Origin of the sequence: Chryseobacterium luteum (assembly GCF_000737785.1) — a bacterium.
GTDB lineage: Bacteria > Bacteroidota > Bacteroidia > Flavobacteriales > Weeksellaceae > Chryseobacterium > Chryseobacterium luteum.
The window spans coordinates 37,252-54,590 of record NZ_JPRO01000001.1 but is presented as its reverse complement, the minus strand read 5'-3'; the positions used below and the strand labels follow the sequence as shown (position 1 = coordinate 54,590).

Here is a 17,339-nt window from a genome sequence, read left to right as displayed (position 1 = left end):
CATTAATCATTGATCAATTATCATCTATTTTCAACAGGAACGCATATTCCAGCGCGTCTTCCTTTAAAGATTCAAATCTTCCGCTGGCCCCGCCGTGGCCCGAGCTCATGTCGGTTTTGAATAATAAAAGATGGTCATCTGTTTTCAGTTCCCTCAGTTTTGCCGTCCATTTTGCAGGTTCCCAGTATTGCACCTGAGAATCGTGAAGTCCTGTTGTGATCAGCATATGAGGATAGTCTTTCGCTTCAATATTATCGTAAGGCGAATATTCCTTCATGTACTGATAATATTCTTTATCATTCGGATTTCCCCATTCATCGTATTCTCCGGTTGTCAATGGAATCGTTTCATCCAGCATTGTTGTCACTACATCTACAAATGGAACCTGCGCTACTATTCCGTTAAAAAGCTTAGGCTCATAATTCACAACCGCTCCTACAAGAAGGCCGCCGGCACTTCCACCCATTGCATACATATGATCTGATGAGGTATAGTTCTCCTTAATTAAATGTTTTCCCGCATCAATGAAATCGAAGAACGTATTTTTCTTGAAAAGCATTTTGCCGTCTTCATACCATTCTCTTCCCAGGTATTCTCCTCCGCGGATGTGGGCAATAGCATAAATGAATCCTCTGTCTAAAATGGAAAGTCTCACATTGGAAAAACTTGCGTCTACCGTGTGTCCGTAGCTTCCATAGCCATATAACAGTAAAGGTGTATCTGCAGTTTTTTTAGTGTCTTTATGATAAACCAATGAGATCGGGATTCTTGTTTCCCCATCTCTGGATTCAGCCCAGATTCTTTCGGAAATATAATTCCCGGGAGAAAATTTTCCTCCGAGAACTTCCTGCTGTTTCAAAAGCTGAGTGGTTTTGTCCTTCAGATTATATTCATATGTGGAACTTGGCTGCGTCAGTGAAGTATAGCCATAACGGAGAACTTCGGTATCAAATTCCATATTGATCCCGATGTAAGCCGTATAAGTTGGATCAGAAAAAGGGAGATAATAAGATTCTTTAGTTTTCTCATCAATAATCATGATCTGAAGTAGTCCTTCTTCTCTCTCTTCAAGAACCAGATAATCCCTGAAAATTTCAAAGCCTTCCAGCAGAACTTCGGGACGGTGTGGAATAACATCAACCCAGTTTTCCATCCCGCAGTTATTTATTTTGGTTTTCACGATTTTAAAATTGATCGCGTCCTCTGCATTTGTGATGATGTAAAATTCATCTTCAAAATGCTCTACCGAATATTCCAGATCATCTATTCTGGGCTGGATAATTTTCCATTCTGCAAAAACATTGTCAGAAGGAATGAACCGGTGTTCATCGGAAATTGTGCTTGAGCTGGCAATGAAAATATATTCCATTGATTTTGTTTTGAATACATTCACATCAAAAGTATCATCCTCTTCATGAAAAATCAGGACATCTTCTGAAGCATCCGTACCGAGCCTGTGTCTGTACACCTGAAAAGCACGTAAACTTTCATCCTTTCTGATGTAGAAAACGTGTTCATTATCATTCGCCCAAACCGCTTTTCCAGTTGTGTTCAGAATCTGGTCTGAAAAGATTTCTCCTGTTATAAGATTTTTGAAATTGATGGTATAAATCCTTCGGCTTACATTATCTGATGAAAAAGAAACCAGTTCATTATTCGGGGAAACCGCTACGCTGCCTACTTCAAAATAAGTCTCGCCTTCAGCTAAAACATTGACATCCGCGATAATTTCCTCCTCATTGTCCAGGCTTTTATGCTTTCTGCAGAAGATAGGATATTCTTTCCCTTCCTCATAACGTACAATGTACCAGTATCCGTTAAAGAAATAGGGAAGAGACTCATCGTCTTTTTTGTAGCGTGCCTTCATTTCTTCAAAAAGCTCTTCCTGAAAAGCTTCTGTATCTTTCATCATAAACTCTTCATAGGCATTTTCCTCTTCAAGGTATTTGATGACTTCAGGATTTTCCCTTTCATTAAGCCAAAAGTAATTGTCAATTCTTCTGTCGCCGTGTATTTCCAGTATTTTTTCTATTTTCTTTGCCTGTGGAGCTTTCATTTAAATATTTTAAGTTTTATTGGCCTGGTGGAAAATACGCTATCAGTTTTCTCTTTTTGAGAGGCATTGATATAGCATTTTATTCAAAATTAATTCTTGTTCAAATTTAGTTAAAAAAAAACCATCTTTCCTGTATCGAAAAGACGGCTGTTTTTATGTTAAATAGTAAGACTATTTATGAAGTGATTTAATATATTTTTCAAGGGCCATTGTCATAGATGGAGTTTCCTTTGTAGGAGCCATAAGATCCACCTTTAAGCCTGCTTCTTCTGCTGCTGCCAGAGTTGTGTTTCCGAAAACACCGATCTTTGTTTCATCCTGCTTAAAGCCCGGAAAATTCTGCTGAAGAGATTTGATTCCCTGCGGGCTGAAAAAGATCAGCATATCATAATCTTTAGCATTAATATCTGTAAGGTCACTGCATACCGTTCTGTACATGATCGCTCTTGTCCAGTCCACATTGGCAGTTTCCATCGTTTTTACTATATCCGGACTAAGGACATCTGAAGATGGCAGAAGATATTTTTCACTGGGGAATTTTTTGAATAGAGGCAGAAGATCTGAGAAGTTTTTCTCCCCAAAACTGATCTTTCTCTTTCTGTAAACAATATGTTTCTGAAGATAATTGGCAATCGCCTCAGACTGGCAGATGTATCTCATCGTATCCGGAACCGAAAAACGCAGTTCCTCGGCAAGTCTGAAGTAATGGTCTATCGCATTTTTGCTGGTGAAAATAATCCCCGTAAACTGCGTCAGATCTATCTTCTGAGTTCTGAGTTCTTTGTTGTCAACTCCTTCGACGTGGATGAAAGGACGGAAATCAATCTTTATTTTTTCCTTCTTTGCTATATCCAGATATGGAGAAGACTCACTAGGCGCTGGTTGAGAAACCAATATAGACTTTATTCTCATCATTGACTTTTATTAAAAAAATAACAACTTCCAAAGCAACAATAAAGGTGCGATTTGGAGGGTGCAAATATACAAAAATTTATAATACCATTTTTCGGGAAGTATGTTGTTTTTGTGAAACAAATAGAAGAAAATTTTGAAAACCGCGATAAATGCAAAGAAGCAGAAGTAATATAAAAATATTTTATTTCTGTCAATTGGGAAATAATAGTGGGTTACACACAGAATTATTAGTAAAAATGAAAGAATGAAGTAAAATTTTGTGGAGGTAAAATAAAAAACAGACCATTTTTTGCCATCCCCTATACTTTGATAAAATAAAAATCCGAGCGCACATTTTGACGCATAAAAAAATACAACTGCCAATAATGTATATCCGAATTTATTGAGCTGATAACCGAAAAGCTGCAGATCACTCATATATTTCGGGACTATTGGGATATACTGTGACAATAAAACAGATACTGTAAGCGCTGTTACACAGGAAGTGATGATCCAGCTCGGAAGGTTGTTGCTGGCATCAAAATATTTCTGAAGCAGAAAATCTTTCAGGCTGGCATCTCTCTCTATAATGTTCATCATGAAAACATACAGGAATATGCAGCCTGTTAATATAAAGATGACCCAGTCATTGTTCTCAGGTATCCTTACGTGATTGATAAAATTTTGTGATAACAGCAAAGGAATTTTTTTGCAAAATTATAGATTATTTTGTATAAAATAAAAAGGTTAAATAAACTATCTTTGCAAATTGAAATGAAAAAACTCGTCATCATCCCTACCTACAACGAAAAGGAAAATATTGAAAATATTATTTCCGCGGTTTTTGCGTTGGAAGATGACTTTCATATTTTGGTGGTGGATGATTCATCTCCCGATGGAACGGCAGAAATAGTCAGGGAGATGCAAAAAGACTTTCCGCATCATCTTCATATGTCAGTGAGACACGTAAAAGACGGTTTGGGGAAAGCATATATTCACGGATTCAGATGGGCTATCGAAAACAAATATGACTACATTTTTGAAATGGATGCCGATTTTTCACATAACCCCAATGATCTGCCCAAGCTTTTTGAAGCCTGCCTGAATGCGGACATGGCAATAGGATCGCGTTATTCAAAAGGAGTAAATGTAGTGAATTGGCCGATGGGGCGGGTGCTGCTTTCTTATTTTGCTTCCAAATACGTAAGATTTATTTTGGGGCTTCCCATTCACGATACAACGGCAGGATTTGTCTGTTTTTCCAGAAAAGTTCTCGAAGAGATCGGGTTGAACAATGTGAAACTTAAAGGATATGGCTTCCAGATCGAAATGAAGTTCAGAGCTTTTAAAAAAGATTTCAAAATTGTAGAAGTTCCTATTATATTTACCAACAGAATTTTAGGAGAAAGCAAAATGAACGGAGGCATCATTCATGAAGCCGTGTTTGGAGTTTTAAATTTAAAATGGAAATCAATAATCAACAGATTATGAAAAAGCTGGTCTTCATTTTCATCATGCTGTGCATGTTCTCATGCGGCGACTATATCGATAAGCCCAAAAACCTGATCGAGCCTGCAAAGATGGCTGAGATCCTGGCCGATCTTGCGATTACAGATCAGGCGGTCAATATATATGAAAACAAAAATTTAGAAGCAGGAACAAGGTTTGTACTTAAAACACACCAGGTGAAATCTGAAGATTTTTTAGAAAGCTTTAAATATTATGTCATTAAAGACAAAATGAAAGATATCGCGGAAGACGCACAGAAAATAGTATTAAAAAAAGATCCGAAAGCGGATAAATACATACAGGATAAGCTTAAAAAGAGCGGAAATGTACCCGTTTTAAACAGATAATGATGATGCGGAAACTTGTTCTGTCAGATACAGACTGTTAATAGCGGTGAATTAAAAGAATATAGAATGAAATTTTTTAATATAGAAAAAACCTCTGAAGGAAAAGCAAGAGCAGGAGAGATCACTACAGCACACGGAAAGATCCAGACACCTATCTTTATGCCTGTAGGAACTGTGGCAAGCGTGAAAACAGTTCATCAGAGAGAATTAAAAGAAGACATTAAAGCCCAGATTATCCTGGGAAATACATACCACCTGTATCTCCGTCCTACCATGGATATTATGCAGGAAGCAGGAGGACTGCACAAATTCATGAACTGGGATCTGCCGATCCTTACCGATTCAGGAGGCTTTCAGGTGTTTTCGCTTTCCAAAAGCAGAAAAATGTCTGAGGAAGGCGTGAAGTTCAAATCCCATATCGACGGAAGCTATCATATGTTTACCCCGGAAAAGTCTATGGAGATCCAGAGACAGATCGGAGCGGATATTTTCATGGCTTTTGACGAATGTGTCGCTTATCCTTGCGATTACAATCAAGTGAAATCTTCAATGGAAATGACACATCGCTGGTTAAAAAGATGTATTGATTGGAATGAAAAAAATCCTGAATTATATGGTCATAAGCAAACATTTTTCCCTATCGTTCAAGGCTCTACGTATTCAGATTTAAGAAAAATTTCTGCTGAGGTAATTTCTGAAGCCGGAGCTGAAGGAAACGCCATCGGCGGACTTTCCGTAGGAGAACCCGAAGAAGAAATGTACAGAATTACAGATGAAGTAACGGACATTCTTCCAAAAGACAAACCAAGATACCTTATGGGAGTGGGAACTCCGTGGAATATCCTTGAATCTATCGGTTTAGGAATTGATATGATGGATTGCGTAATGCCTACAAGAAATGCCAGAAATGCTATGCTTTTCACATGGCAGGGCGTCATGAATCTTAAAAATGAAAAATGGAAGCGTGACTTTTCTCCTTTGGATGAGTTTGGAACAAGTTATGTAGACAGAGAATATTCAAAAGCTTATCTGCGCCATTTATTTGTGTCCAAAGAATACCTTGCAAAACAGATCGCATCCATCCATAATCTGGCGTTCTATTTAGACCTTGTAAAAGTAGCCAGAGAACATATTGTGGCAGGTGATTTCTATGAATGGAAAAAATCTGTAATGCCTGCTCTCAGACAAAGACTTTAAACAGACAAAGATCATGATCAAAATTATAGACAGATATATCATTAAAAAATACCTTGGAACATTCAGTTTCATGCTGATATTGCTGTCTATAGTTGTATTGGTGATTGATGTGCAGCAGAAAATTCCAAGGATAGAAAATGCAAAAGCATTAGATCCCAAGCTGGATTTAATGTACTTCCTGATCAACTTCTATCCCTTCTGGATCGTTAACCTTGTGGTGACTTTCCTTTCTATTCTGGTATTTATTTCCGTGATTTATTTCACGTCCAGAATGGCAAATAATACCGAAATTGTTGCCGTGATCAGCAGTGGAGCCAGTTTCCACAGATTTGCAAAGCCTTATCTGTATACCTCACTTTTTATTGCCCTGATATCACTTGTGGTCAATCATATGGTGCTTCCGTGGGCTAATATCAAGAAAAACGAGCTGGAAGCCTATACCTATAATGCAGCGAACAAAGAAAAGATCCTGGGAACAGGTCCTGCATCCGCCCAGTTAAGCAAAACAGAATACATTTTCGTTAATTCCTGGAATAAAAGAGAAAAAAGAGGTTCGGGCTTTGTCTATCAAAAATTTGATAAAGTTAGAAAGATGACCTACGAACTTAAGGCATCCGAAGTATACTGGGATAATGTGAAAAAACAGTTTACCCTGAACAACTATCTCGAAAAGACCATCAATAAGGACAATACAGAAAAGCTGGGCAACGGTCCCGAAATAAAGAAAAGCTACGGACACTCCCCCGAAGAGCTTTTCCCGAACGAACTTCTTGGGCAGAATAAAACCACTCCCGAGCTTATAAAATTCATTGAAAGAGAAAAAGCAAAAGGAAACAGCAATCTGAATTCTTATCTTAATGAGTTTCATCAAAGGACCTCTATGCCTGTTTCTATTATTATTTTGACGTTCCTGGCCCTTTCACTGGCTTCCCAGAAGAAAAGAGGAGGTCTTGGAGTCAACCTGGCTTTAGGGATTTCCCTGGCCTTCGTTTTCGTTTTCTCTTTTGAAGCATTAAAAGTGGTTTCGGAGAACAAAAGTTTGTCACCGGCTGTGGCAATGTGGCTGCCTAATATGGTTTTCTTCCCGCTTACCCTGTATCTTTATCTGAAAAGAGCCAATCAGTAAAGAAGCTTGATCTCTTTATGGTAGAAAGGTTTTAAGCCGTCTCTTTCAAGTTCTATCCAGAGCTCACCCTTTTCGTCAGCATTCCGGATAATGCCATTTTGTCTCTCTTTTTCAATTTCAAAGACCGAGATCTCATCTTTACGGAATAAATTACCGTTGAATTGATTAATAATCTCTTTTTCAGACGGAATGTTTTTCAGTTTTTCACACAGATACTCATGAAGATTCAGAACAAAATCATCAAGGTCGTAAACCTGTCCGGTCTGCGTCAGAAGTGATCCTGCGTGTGATATTTCATCAAAATGATCCTGCAGCACATTGAAACCTGCCCCAATGATAAAATAATTATCCTGATTAAATTTTTTCTTTTCAATTAAAATTCCAACGATTTTTTTATTTCTAAGGATAATATCATTCGGCCATTTTATTTTAACGTCATTATCAGTCAAATTGGCAAGGAAGTCCCGGATAACAACTGCGGTATAGTAATTGAATATAAAATCTGGGAGCAGAGAGCTCTGAGCCTTAACAGCCAGCGTATACGCAACGTTTTTTCCGGCAGTCGAAGCCCAAGTATTTCCGTATTGTCCGCGGCCTTTGGTTTGATTGAATGTATGTAAAGCCGTAAAATCTGAATTCCCGTAAAGTAAAAACTTAGATATTTCGTCATTAGTAGAAGAACACTCTTTTAAATAAAATAATTGACCCATTTAAGAAAACTTTAAGACTTTAAAGAGCTAAAAGTAAGGCTAAAGTAAAAGAAAAACAATAAATTTGCAGATTATAGATATTTTAATGAATAAAACAGCAGAAAAGCAGGCACTAATAGATAAAATTGTTGAAGCCATCCAGGATGTAAAAGGAGAAGATATAATGATTTTTGATCTTTCGAAAATTGAAAATTCTGTAGCGGAAACTTTTATAATCTGCAGCGGAAACTCAAATACACAGGTTTCTGCATTGGCAGGAAGTGTAGAGAAAAAGGTAAGAAACGATCTTAAAGATAGGCCTTGGCATGTAGAGGGTACCGAAAACTCAATGTGGGTTTTGGTAGATTACGTAACAGTGGTAGTGCATATTTTCCAGAAAGAAGTACGTGAATATTACGATATTGAAGAGCTTTGGGGAGATGCAGCCATTACCAAAATTGAAAATTAATTTAAATTTTAAAAAGTATAAATGAACAATAAAGGATTCAACTGGTTTTTTCCAATTGCAATCGTGGCTCTTTTGTTATTTTTCGGTTCCAATTTTTTAGGGGGCGACGGTACAAAATCTATTGATGAGGATGCTTTCTTTAGGGAAATGCAGGCAGGAAAGGTCCAAAACGTTATCATATACAAAGACACAGAGAAAGCCGATGTTTTCCTGACAAAAGCAGCAAAGACAGCAATGGTTGATAAAACAGCCAGCCAAAGCAATAATCCTCTTTCTGCTTTTGAAATGTCTCCAAAAGCAGATTTTTCCGTAAAATACGGAGACCTTCAGCTTTTCCTTCAGAAATTCGATCAGATAAGAGCGGCAGATGCTAATATCAAGACCACAAAAGATTATGGAGTAGGCAAAAATCCGTTCACGGATATCCTGTTTTCAGCATTGATATGGATCGCCATCTTAGGTCTTTTCTACTTCCTTCTTTTCAGAAAGATGGGCGGAGGCGGAGGCCCTGGCGGACAGATCTTCTCAATCGGGAAATCTAAGGCCAAGCTCTTTGACGAAAAAGAAAGAATTCAGGTGACATTTAAAGATGTTGCAGGTCTGGAAGGTGCCAAAGAAGAAGTACAGGAAGTTGTAGATTTCCTTAAAAACTCTGAAAAATACACAAAACTTGGAGGTAAAATTCCTAAAGGAGTCCTGCTTGTAGGCCCTCCGGGAACCGGTAAAACATTATTGGCAAAAGCTGTTGCAGGTGAAGCCAAAGTGCCGTTCTTCTCACTTTCAGGTTCAGATTTCGTGGAAATGTTTGTGGGAGTGGGAGCTTCAAGAGTTAGAGACCTTTTTGCCCAGGCAAAAGCTAAATCTCCGGCTATTATCTTTATTGATGAGATCGACGCTATCGGACGTGCAAGAGGAAAAAATAATTTCTCAGGCGGAAACGACGAAAGAGAGAATACCCTGAACCAGCTTCTTACAGAAATGGACGGTTTTGGAACAGACGTTAACGTAATCGTAATGGCTGCTACCAACAGAGCTGATATATTGGATAAAGCTTTAATGAGAGCCGGACGTTTTGACCGTTCGATCTATGTAGACCTTCCTGAATTACACGAAAGAAGAGAAATATTTGATGTTCACCTGAAGAAAATCAAGCTGGATGATACTGTTGACAGGGATTTCCTTGCAAAACAAACTCCAGGATTCAGTGGTGCAGATATTGCAAACGTATGTAACGAAGCCGCGTTGATCGCAGCCAGAAACAGCCATACATCAGTTACAAAACAGGATTTCCTTGATGCGGTAGACAGAATCATCGGAGGTCTTGAGAAGAAAAATATGGCTATCAAACCTTCTGAGAAAAGAAGAGTTGCTTATCATGAGGCAGGTCACGCTACTATCTCGTGGCTGGTAGAACATGCAGCGCCACTTTTAAAGGTAACGATCGTTCCAAGAGGACGTTCATTAGGAGCAGCCTGGTATCTTCCGGAAGAAAGACAGCTTACCACTACTGAACAAATGCTGGACGAATTGTGTGCAACCTTAGGAGGTAGAGCAGCAGAGCAGGTTATATTTAATAATATTTCAACAGGAGCATTATCTGACCTTGAATCGGTAACGAAGAGAACACAGGCTATGGTTACTGTATACGGATTAAGCCCGAATATCGGAAATATTTCTTACTATGACAGCTCAGGCCAGTCTGAATATTCTTTTGGGAAGCCTTATTCTGAAGAAACGGCTACGAAGATTGATGCAGAGATCAAATCGATTATCGAAAACCAATACGAAAGAGCGGTAAGAATCCTTACTGAGAATAAAGATAAGCTTGATGCTTTAGCCAATAAACTTTTAGAAAAAGAAGTCATCTTCCGTGAAGATCTTGAAGATATCTTCGGTAAAAGAGCGTGGGATCCTGAGTTGACAGAAAGACCTGTTACCAGCACGATTTCCACAGCGAAAGAACCGGGTGAAGAAATCATTAAAGATAAAGAAGAAGAAAATGAAATTCAGGCCCCGGAAAGTCCGACTCAACTTTAAAATACTTCCAAAACCTATAAAAAAAACCTGACAGTCTTAGAATTGTCAGGTTTTTTCATATTTAAAGGCACATTTTTAGAATCTATTGTAATTATTTTCTATTTTTGTATAAAGTTGACTAAAAATAGATTAAGTTGAATTTATTCAAGAGGATTGTAAGCAAACTTACCAACCAGCCTGAGGAAGAAGAAAAACAGAGTCTGGAGAAGCTCGGGGATTCGCTGAAAAATGCGGATCTTGACTATAAGTTTGCGCAATTGTTTACGCATTCAGGAGGATTTTTTAATTACTGTGCAGATGAAGCGGAAGCCCTACAGACTTTAAATCAGATTGTCAAAATAGAGGGGATTAATAATATTTTCTGCTGGGACAAGGAGCTTCAGAGCTTTTTGAATGTGGTGAAAACACCTTTTACTTCTGAAATGGAGCATTCCAATGATGCCGCTTTCATTACCTGCGAGTATCTTATTGCTTACGACGGCAGAATCATGCTTTCGCATAACAATATCCTGCACTATCACTCTTCAAGACTCCCTGGAAAAATCATCATCATGGCGAATGTATCACAAATCGTGAACAACCTTAATGATGCTATGGGAAAAATAAAAAGAAACGGGAATATCAAGAACCTTACTTCCATCAGTGGAGGGCAGTCAAGCTTAGATACTTCTTCCCATACGAATACAAAACTGTTTTTATTGCTGCTTGAAGATTAAGCATCAACTTATAAATTTTACATTTTGGACAAAAACCTTATTCAAAGAACCATTTCCGGACTTGTTTACGTTGCCGTTATTATTCTTTGCACAACACCGCTGGGTGCCCAGCTGATCAACAAGATCCATCCGGACCTTATCAGGCAGGAATATCTGTACCACGGACTGATCACTCTTTTGCTGCTGGTAGGTACCTGGGAATGCTTTAAGATCATGAAATTCGGGAAAGGCTACGAAAAGTGGATTGTACTCCCGCTTGTGATTTTTATTTATTATATTTTTTCCAAAAGATATTTCCACCACGATTTCTTTTTCGATTTCAGGCTGAATGAGATACTGGCTATTTCCCTGGTTGCTATTGCTGTGGTTACCCTGTTTAAATATCCCAACGAATTATACTACGACAGCGGAAAGCTGATCTTTACGGTGATCTATGTGGCACTGCCTTTCAGCTTTGCATTAGGTCTGCCTAAATTTTCCAGTTTTGAGGGAACATTCTCGCTGGAGGTTCTTTTTCTGTTCATTCTGATATGGAGCAGTGATACCTTTGCCTATCTTACCGGGAAATTTTTCGGAAAACATAAGATGGCTCCTAAAATCTCTCCGAAGAAGACGTGGGAAGGATACGCCGGCGGAGTGGTCTTAACGTTGGTTTTATCCTACTTTATAGAGCATTATCAGCCTGAACTCCGGGGCAACTGGATGGTGGTAGGTTTCCTTGTAGCTGCATTTGCTCCGCTGGGGGATCTTGTAGAAAGCCAGCTTAAAAGAAATTTCGGGGTGAAAGACAGCGGAAACATCATTCCGGGGCATGGAGGGGTGCTGGACAGACTGGACAGTTTTTTAATCTGCGTTCCTGTCGTATATTTGTACTTTATTTTAGAAAAATTTATTTAATCTCATGAAATTACATAAGGAGTCAAAAGGGACGATTACCGTAGCAACGATACTGTTTATCATAATAAGTGTATTGGCTATTTATTTTCTTAAAATGTGGTCATTGCTGATCATTATGCCATTATTGGTTGTTTACAGTTTGGTATTTTGGTTCTTCAGAGTTCCGGAACGCGATATTCTGGAGCACAGAGAAAACGTTATTGCTCCTGTTGACGGGAAAGTGGTAATGATCAAGGAAGTTGAAGAAACTGAGTTTATGAAAGGAAAAGCTATTCAGGTTTCAATCTTCATGTCGCCGCTGAATGTTCATATCTGCAGATATCCGGTGTCCGGAAAAGTAATCTATAAAAAATACCATCCCGGAAAATATCTTGTAGCATGGCATGAAAAGTCGTCTACGGAGAACGAAAGAACAACTGTGGCAGTGGAAACAGCTACCAATCATCAGGTGGTATTCAGGCAGATTGCAGGTTACGTAGCAAGAAGGATTGTTTTCTACTGTAATGAAGGGGATCAGGCAAAAGCGGGACATGAGTTCGGTTTCATTAAATTCGGCTCCAGAATGGACGTGTTTCTGCCCTTAGACACAGAAATCATCTGTAAGATCGGAGATATTACAAAAGGTGGTGTGGATGTGATCGCTAAAATGAAAGATTAATACAAGTTTAAAATCAAGATACTGACAGGAGAAATTAAATTTTCTCCTTTTTTTTGTATTCATTTTACTACAGCTGCTTTGGATCTCAATTCATGTATTAATCTTCTGAATTCTCTTTTCTGAGTTTTTTTGTACGCATGCGTGTTATTGAGTATACATTTTATGCTGTATGCTTCTTGAAATCAATATTTTTGTGGGAATATTATTCTTATTCAGGTTTATCTTACTGATATTTTCCAGTGTGAGAATAAAATATTCTTTCATTTAATTCTATTTTTAGCATACTAGTTTTTTGCGTATTAATGAATTATAACTTAAAAAAATACCATTTTTTTACGTAAATATGCTGAAAATTATACGAATTTGTTAAGCTGATAACCTGTTTAACAGCTTAACAAAAACACCTCTTCACAATTTTTCACTTAGCAATATAAGCTGCAGGCAAATTTCATATGTTCTGCTGTTTCGTGTGCACTTGATGAGTATTAATAGTAATTCACGTTGCTTTGCCTGTGCGAAAAGCAACCTGGGCATTATGATTAAAAAAAACCGGACACCATGATTTTAAAAAACTTCTTTCGAATAATCAGCAACGAAGCAGAGGAATTATATGATGAGGACGAACGTAATTATCTTAACCTGATTAATAAATATCTACTTTTCCTTTTCCTGCTGTTCTTATTTTACTCGGTATTTATTATTATCTTTTTTGGAGATGCGATAATTTCTACATTTTTAACGGTTATTACTCTTTTCTGGTTCTTTTTAATGGCCGTTAAAGGAAAGACTAATCGCTACAGAAAATCATTAAAAACAAGTTTCATTTTTGTTTTTACCCTGCTTGTTTTCATTGTCAGTTTCTTTCATATTTATACTTTTAAAAATGCGGGAGTCGAGTATTTTTATTTCTCACTTTTATTTGCGATCCCGTTCTTTTTCAATTATAAGGAAGACTTTATTTCAGTCCTGATTCTTGCTTTTATAATCAGTGCCAATTGCATTGCCTGCTTATATTTTGACTTTGATTTTCTTCCCAAAAGCACTTTTTTTGAAGCGGGAGACTTCAAAACCATAAAACTGCTTAATATTTTATTTTCCATCGCATCATTTCTGATGGATATTTCCTTCATTACTCAAAAAGATGACCTGATCTTCGGGCTTATGGAAGATACAAGAATGAAGGATTCTACAATAGAAGATCTGCAGAAGACCAATACCGGGCTCCTGAAGCAGCAAATGCTCATCAATCATCTTACAGAAGAGAATATCCGGGAAATCTATAGCTTGGCACAAACTAACTCACCCCTGTTCTTTGATAAATTCCAGATCTTTTTTCCACATTTTATTCCGGCTGTTTTATCAAAAAATCCAAACCTTATTCACTCCGAACTTTATTTCTGTGCCTTAATGAAGATTGATTTTGATACTAAGAAGATTGCACAGTGTACAAACAGCAGTATCAGAGCGGTGGAAAGTAAAAAATACAGAATCAGGAAAAAGCTGAATATTCCTTCTGACATGAACATCAACAGTTTTATTCTCAAAATATAATTTAAGTGAGTAGTATTACGTAGAAGGAAAGGCTTTTAATTCGTTTTGTTGTTGATATTTTTGCTGTAAGATGAATTTAAAACAGATACATATTGGAAGTTTGGTGAAAACAAAAGTAGAAGAGCTCCGTATACCTTCCGGAAGAATTATGAATTATTTACATTGTACCGAAGATGAAATAGAAGGGATGTACCTGAAGGAAAGTATGGAAACCCAAAAGCTGCTGAAATGGAGTAAGCTTCTGCAATTTGATTTCTTTAGAATTTATACGGGGCATCTTATTCTCTATGCTCCTCCAACTCGTATGCAAAACAGCATTAAAGTGCAGGAATCTACTCTTACATTCAGAAAAAGTGTTTATACAGAGGAGGTTAAGATGTTTATGCTGGATAAAATAATGACTGGTGAAATGACTGTAAATGAAATCGTGAAAAAGTATAAGATTCCTAGAACGACCCTTTACAAGTGGGTGAAAAAAGTATAAGCATGCCGGATTTCAAACAAATATACACTGATATTATCATTGAGAAATTCCCTGAAAAAATTAGTGATCCGGTCGTAATAAATAAGCTGGATTCTCTAAGTACAGCAATAGATATTTTAAAATTCAACAAATTGATCTTTGGCCAGGCGGAGTATGCTGTCGAAATTAAAAGTCAGAGACTGCGTTCTTATGATGAATCGTCCATTCGCGAAATTCTTAATTACCAGAATAAGAATAAGCTGACCAATTCGGAAACAGCCAATCATTTCCAAACCAGCCGGAATACCATTGCCAAATGGAAGTCTATTTATAAGACAGGGTAATCTTCTCAGATAATTTTTTCGTTTTTCTCATAAAATGTTGATTGATTGTACGTCTTACTACTCACGAGTAGTATTGCGTAGGGTTTTTTTAGAGAATAAGCCATTATGGATGATACTTTTGCATTGGCTGAAATGTCAATTTAAAAAGTAACAAACATAATTATTTAGAAATGATGAAAACAAATTCTACAACAGCGAAAATCAAAATTCTGCTTCTGGCTATGCTTTTGGTTTTTGGACAGTTCTATTCTCAGACTCATAACGGTGCAGTAGGGATCAATACCTCTTCACCTAATGAAAATTCGGTTTTGGATGTGGTCTCTGGCGGAAACAATAAAGGAATACTTATTCCCCGTCTTACTGAAGTCCAAAGAGATGCAATAAGCATTAATAAGCTTAAGGATGATGGTCTTACCATTTATAATACAACGGAAGACTGCCTTAATTACTGGAGCCTTGCAGATGATGAATGGAAAAGTGTCTGTGGACAGCTGGGTAAAGCTGTATTTACAGTGGACTGTTCCAACACAAAGGCGATGGGGACCTATGTAAAAGGAAGAGAATTAACCACATCAAATTATCTGAGTATTTCTGTCAATGTGACCAAAGTAGGAAATTATACTGTTTCGGGAGCTACCCCCAACGGATATAACTTTTATGGAACGGGAACATTCCTCAATACAGGAGTGCAAACCATTCAGATTGCAGGGCAGGGAATTCCTGTGAATGTTCAGACTGATGAGGTATCGCTGAATGCCAACGGAAATGATGTGACCTGTACACCTGCTGTATCTATAAATGTCCTCAGCCCGGCCGGAACCTATACAATGAGTTGTGGTGGTGCTGTTGCCAATGGAGTTTATAAAGTAGGAACGGCTCTTACAGCTTCCAATACTATTACCTTACCTGTGAATGCTTCTTCATTGGGAAGTTACACCATTACGACAAATACGGTAGATGGGATTTCATTCAGGGGTTCCGGAACATTTACTGCCTCAGGAAACCAAAACGTGACCTTAAGCGGTACAGGAACACCATCTTCTACAGCGGTGAAAACAATGACCATTACTTCTGACAGTCAGGGAGGAGTTTCCACAACCTGTTCTGTGAATATCATTGTGGTTATTCCTGCCAAAACCATTGTACATCTTGGGGGAACCGGAGATCACGGTTACAGTGCGGAAGAGGACGCTTCCAAAAATTTAATGGATGCACCGGCGAATTTTGGAACTCTGGCAAATAGTGTAGTGAAGTTTGAAGGGTTTACGCATCTTACTCCTGCGGATGGAGCTCCTGCCATTGCGGCTATTAATGCTAAGCCGGATATTGTTATCACGGGTTATCCATATACTCCCAATGCGTCAGAAATAACGGCTCTTGTAGATTATCTTAATAAAGGAGGAGTAGTGATTGCTCAATTGGAAGGAACTGCTTCAATTCAAAGCTTTATGAGAAGTCTGTTTGCCAATCCTCAAATCAATGTGATCGGAAGAAACAGCGGAGGGGCGGTATATCCGATGATCAATATCAGTGATGAAATTCTTAACGGACCATTTGGAGATGTGAGAGGCAAAAACTGGGGTGAAGATGCAAGTGTAACCGCTTCAATAGAAGGTATTTCTGAAGCTTTCATCACTTCTTACAGTGGGTCCAGTGCAATTAACTCTACCAGTGTATTCGCAGGAACGACTATGTTCAAACATAAAAATCTAAATTTATTCTATGTTGGAGATGGTGGATTCCTGAGTAATTTTAATGCCAATGGAACTATTGCTAGTAATACGGCTTATCCGTTTGCTACCAATACCAGCAATTTCCCGGTAGCCAAAATAGCTTATGGCTTTTCAGGTAACGGAAATACGGCAGGAAGTATGGCTATACAGAACTCAATTATTTTTGCTAATGTAGTAGCCTGGGCTATCAAACAGGCAGAATTCAATGGAATAAATACACAGTAATAAAAAATTTCTTAAACAAGGCTGCGGCATGGTGAAACCATGCCGCAGCCTTGTTATTTTATATGCTTTTTAACTTCTTCCGTCAGGTTTAAAATAACTTCTACAGGCAAATCCTCTTCCATATTGATCAGAAGGATTTTAAACTTCTTTCTGCCGTCCTGGATCAGCAGAGGATGATCAAGTCTGTCACCATGATAAAAGCTTACATAATGCCGTTTATATTTTTTGCTGTAATACAGATAGCACAGCATTTTCTTTTTATACTTGAAAAAAGGCAGTCCGAAGCTGAAGGTCTCTGTAATATGATCGGGATCAGATTCCAGTATTGATTTTCTTAAAAACAAAAGAGTACTTCTTTCAGGCTCATCGATTCTGTAGAAGTACTCTTGTATAGGATTCATTAGCTGAAACTAATTAACTGATTCAAC

At 37.9% G+C, this 17,339-nt stretch carries 18 protein-coding genes; 13 read left to right on the top strand and 5 right to left on the bottom strand.

Annotated elements, in window-relative coordinates:
* Nucleotides 1-13: 13 nt before the first annotated feature.
* The 3 genes from IX38_RS00240 to IX38_RS00230 form a co-directional block, all read right to left on the bottom strand.
* Entirely contained in the window at nucleotides 14-2,056 is a 2,043-nt protein-coding gene (locus IX38_RS00240; protein WP_034700765.1) for a S9 family peptidase, read from the bottom strand.
* Nucleotides 2,057-2,227: 171 nt separating this feature from the next.
* Nucleotides 2,228-2,968 carry a uroporphyrinogen-III synthase gene (locus tag IX38_RS00235; RefSeq protein WP_034701582.1) on the bottom strand — a complete coding sequence of 247 codons (741 nt, stop codon included), beginning with the start codon at nucleotides 2,966-2,968 and terminating at the stop codon, nucleotides 2,228-2,230.
* 12 nt (nucleotides 2,969-2,980) lie between these two features.
* A complete protein-coding gene (locus tag IX38_RS00230; protein WP_084680133.1) occupies nucleotides 2,981-3,649 on the bottom strand; it encodes a DUF4271 domain-containing protein in 669 nt (222 codons plus the stop codon).
* A 75-nt stretch (nucleotides 3,650-3,724) separates the two neighbouring features.
* Between IX38_RS00230 and IX38_RS00225 the strand changes: the two genes are divergently transcribed.
* The 4 genes from IX38_RS00225 (at nucleotide 3,725) to IX38_RS00210 (ending at nucleotide 7,129) form a co-directional block, all read left to right on the top strand.
* Complete coding sequence (locus IX38_RS00225; protein WP_034700764.1) at nucleotides 3,725-4,441, top strand: polyprenol monophosphomannose synthase; 717 nt, start codon at nucleotides 3,725-3,727, stop codon at nucleotides 4,439-4,441.
* On the top strand, nucleotides 4,438-4,806 hold the full coding sequence (locus IX38_RS00220; protein WP_034701578.1) for a DUF4296 domain-containing protein: 369 nt from the start codon (nucleotides 4,438-4,440) through the stop codon (nucleotides 4,804-4,806). Before IX38_RS00225 ends, IX38_RS00220 begins: the two co-directional genes overlap by 4 nt.
* Before the next feature lie 66 nt (nucleotides 4,807-4,872).
* Complete coding sequence (gene tgt / locus IX38_RS00215; protein WP_034701576.1) at nucleotides 4,873-6,003, top strand: tRNA guanosine(34) transglycosylase Tgt; 1,131 nt, start codon at nucleotides 4,873-4,875, stop codon at nucleotides 6,001-6,003.
* 16 nt (nucleotides 6,004-6,019) lie between these two features.
* Nucleotides 6,020-7,129, top strand: coding sequence for an LptF/LptG family permease (locus tag IX38_RS00210; RefSeq protein WP_034701574.1), 1,110 nt, complete (start codon nucleotides 6,020-6,022; stop codon nucleotides 7,127-7,129).
* Here IX38_RS00210 and IX38_RS00205 read toward each other — a convergent pair.
* Entirely contained in the window at nucleotides 7,123-7,839 is a 717-nt protein-coding gene (locus IX38_RS00205; RefSeq protein WP_034700762.1) for a biotin--[acetyl-CoA-carboxylase] ligase, read from the bottom strand. The genes IX38_RS00210 and IX38_RS00205 overlap by 7 nt on opposite strands.
* Before the next feature lie 85 nt (nucleotides 7,840-7,924).
* Here IX38_RS00205 and rsfS point away from each other — a divergent pair, with 85 nt between their 5' ends.
* From rsfS to IX38_RS00160, 9 genes are all read left to right on the top strand, one after another.
* On the top strand, nucleotides 7,925-8,287 hold the full coding sequence (gene rsfS / locus IX38_RS00200) for a ribosome silencing factor (RefSeq protein ID WP_034700760.1): 363 nt from the start codon (nucleotides 7,925-7,927) through the stop codon (nucleotides 8,285-8,287).
* A gap of 21 nt (nucleotides 8,288-8,308) precedes the next feature.
* Complete coding sequence (gene ftsH / locus IX38_RS00195; protein ID WP_034700758.1) at nucleotides 8,309-10,324, top strand: ATP-dependent zinc metalloprotease FtsH; 2,016 nt, start codon at nucleotides 8,309-8,311, stop codon at nucleotides 10,322-10,324.
* Between the two features lie 134 nt (nucleotides 10,325-10,458).
* Nucleotides 10,459-11,040 carry an LUD domain-containing protein gene (locus tag IX38_RS00190; protein ID WP_034700756.1) on the top strand — a complete coding sequence of 194 codons (582 nt, stop codon included), beginning with the start codon at nucleotides 10,459-10,461 and terminating at the stop codon, nucleotides 11,038-11,040.
* A gap of 24 nt (nucleotides 11,041-11,064) precedes the next feature.
* On the top strand, nucleotides 11,065-11,937 hold the full coding sequence (locus IX38_RS00185; protein WP_034700755.1) for a phosphatidate cytidylyltransferase: 873 nt from the start codon (nucleotides 11,065-11,067) through the stop codon (nucleotides 11,935-11,937).
* 4 nt (nucleotides 11,938-11,941) lie between these two features.
* Complete coding sequence (locus tag IX38_RS00180; RefSeq protein ID WP_034700753.1) at nucleotides 11,942-12,595, top strand: phosphatidylserine decarboxylase family protein; 654 nt, start codon at nucleotides 11,942-11,944, stop codon at nucleotides 12,593-12,595.
* Between the two features lie 558 nt (nucleotides 12,596-13,153).
* Nucleotides 13,154-14,146 (top strand): helix-turn-helix transcriptional regulator, encoded by a 993-nt coding sequence (locus IX38_RS00175; RefSeq protein ID WP_034700750.1) that lies wholly within the window; start codon nucleotides 13,154-13,156, stop codon nucleotides 14,144-14,146.
* A gap of 70 nt (nucleotides 14,147-14,216) precedes the next feature.
* Nucleotides 14,217-14,630 carry a transposase gene (locus IX38_RS00170; protein WP_034700748.1) on the top strand — a complete coding sequence of 138 codons (414 nt, stop codon included), beginning with the start codon at nucleotides 14,217-14,219 and terminating at the stop codon, nucleotides 14,628-14,630.
* Between the two features lie 2 nt (nucleotides 14,631-14,632).
* The gene (locus IX38_RS00165) at nucleotides 14,633-14,953 is read left to right on the top strand and encodes a hypothetical protein (protein WP_034700743.1); all 321 of its coding nucleotides are present in this window, start codon (nucleotides 14,633-14,635) and stop codon (nucleotides 14,951-14,953) included.
* Nucleotides 14,954-15,123: 170 nt separating this feature from the next.
* The gene (locus IX38_RS00160) at nucleotides 15,124-16,911 is read left to right on the top strand and encodes a hypothetical protein (RefSeq protein ID WP_034700742.1); all 1,788 of its coding nucleotides are present in this window, start codon (nucleotides 15,124-15,126) and stop codon (nucleotides 16,909-16,911) included.
* 53 nt (nucleotides 16,912-16,964) lie between these two features.
* On the opposite strand, the gene IX38_RS00155 is transcribed toward IX38_RS00160, so the two are convergent.
* A complete protein-coding gene (locus tag IX38_RS00155; protein ID WP_034700741.1) occupies nucleotides 16,965-17,312 on the bottom strand; it encodes a DUF1801 domain-containing protein in 348 nt (115 codons plus the stop codon).
* Between the last annotated feature and the right edge of the window lie 27 nt (nucleotides 17,313-17,339).

Excerpts from the sequence above, each read along its gene's own strand:
- IX38_RS00170 (WP_034700748.1), top strand. The coding sequence starts at position 14,217 with ATGAATTTAAAACAGATACATATTGGAAGTTTGGTGAAAACAAAAGTA.
- IX38_RS00205 (WP_034700762.1), bottom strand. The coding sequence starts at position 7,839 with ATGGGTCAATTATTTTATTTAAAAGAGTGTTCTTCTACTAATGACGAA.
- IX38_RS00235 (WP_034701582.1), bottom strand. The coding sequence starts at position 2,968 with ATGAGAATAAAGTCTATATTGGTTTCTCAACCAGCGCCTAGTGAGTCT.
- IX38_RS00225 (WP_034700764.1), top strand. The coding sequence starts at position 3,725 with ATGAAAAAACTCGTCATCATCCCTACCTACAACGAAAAGGAAAATATT.
- IX38_RS00175 (WP_034700750.1), top strand. The coding sequence starts at position 13,154 with ATGATTTTAAAAAACTTCTTTCGAATAATCAGCAACGAAGCAGAGGAA.
- tgt (WP_034701576.1), top strand. The coding sequence starts at position 4,873 with ATGAAATTTTTTAATATAGAAAAAACCTCTGAAGGAAAAGCAAGAGCA.
- IX38_RS00220 (WP_034701578.1), top strand. The coding sequence starts at position 4,438 with ATGAAAAAGCTGGTCTTCATTTTCATCATGCTGTGCATGTTCTCATGC.
- IX38_RS00155 (WP_034700741.1), bottom strand. The coding sequence starts at position 17,312 with ATGAATCCTATACAAGAGTACTTCTACAGAATCGATGAGCCTGAAAGA.
- IX38_RS00160 (WP_034700742.1), top strand. The coding sequence starts at position 15,124 with ATGATGAAAACAAATTCTACAACAGCGAAAATCAAAATTCTGCTTCTG.
- ftsH (WP_034700758.1), top strand. The coding sequence starts at position 8,309 with ATGAACAATAAAGGATTCAACTGGTTTTTTCCAATTGCAATCGTGGCT.
- IX38_RS00180 (WP_034700753.1), top strand. The coding sequence starts at position 11,942 with ATGAAATTACATAAGGAGTCAAAAGGGACGATTACCGTAGCAACGATA.
- IX38_RS00240 (WP_034700765.1), bottom strand. The coding sequence starts at position 2,056 with ATGAAAGCTCCACAGGCAAAGAAAATAGAAAAAATACTGGAAATACAC.
- IX38_RS00165 (WP_034700743.1), top strand. The coding sequence starts at position 14,633 with ATGCCGGATTTCAAACAAATATACACTGATATTATCATTGAGAAATTC.
- rsfS (WP_034700760.1), top strand. The coding sequence starts at position 7,925 with ATGAATAAAACAGCAGAAAAGCAGGCACTAATAGATAAAATTGTTGAA.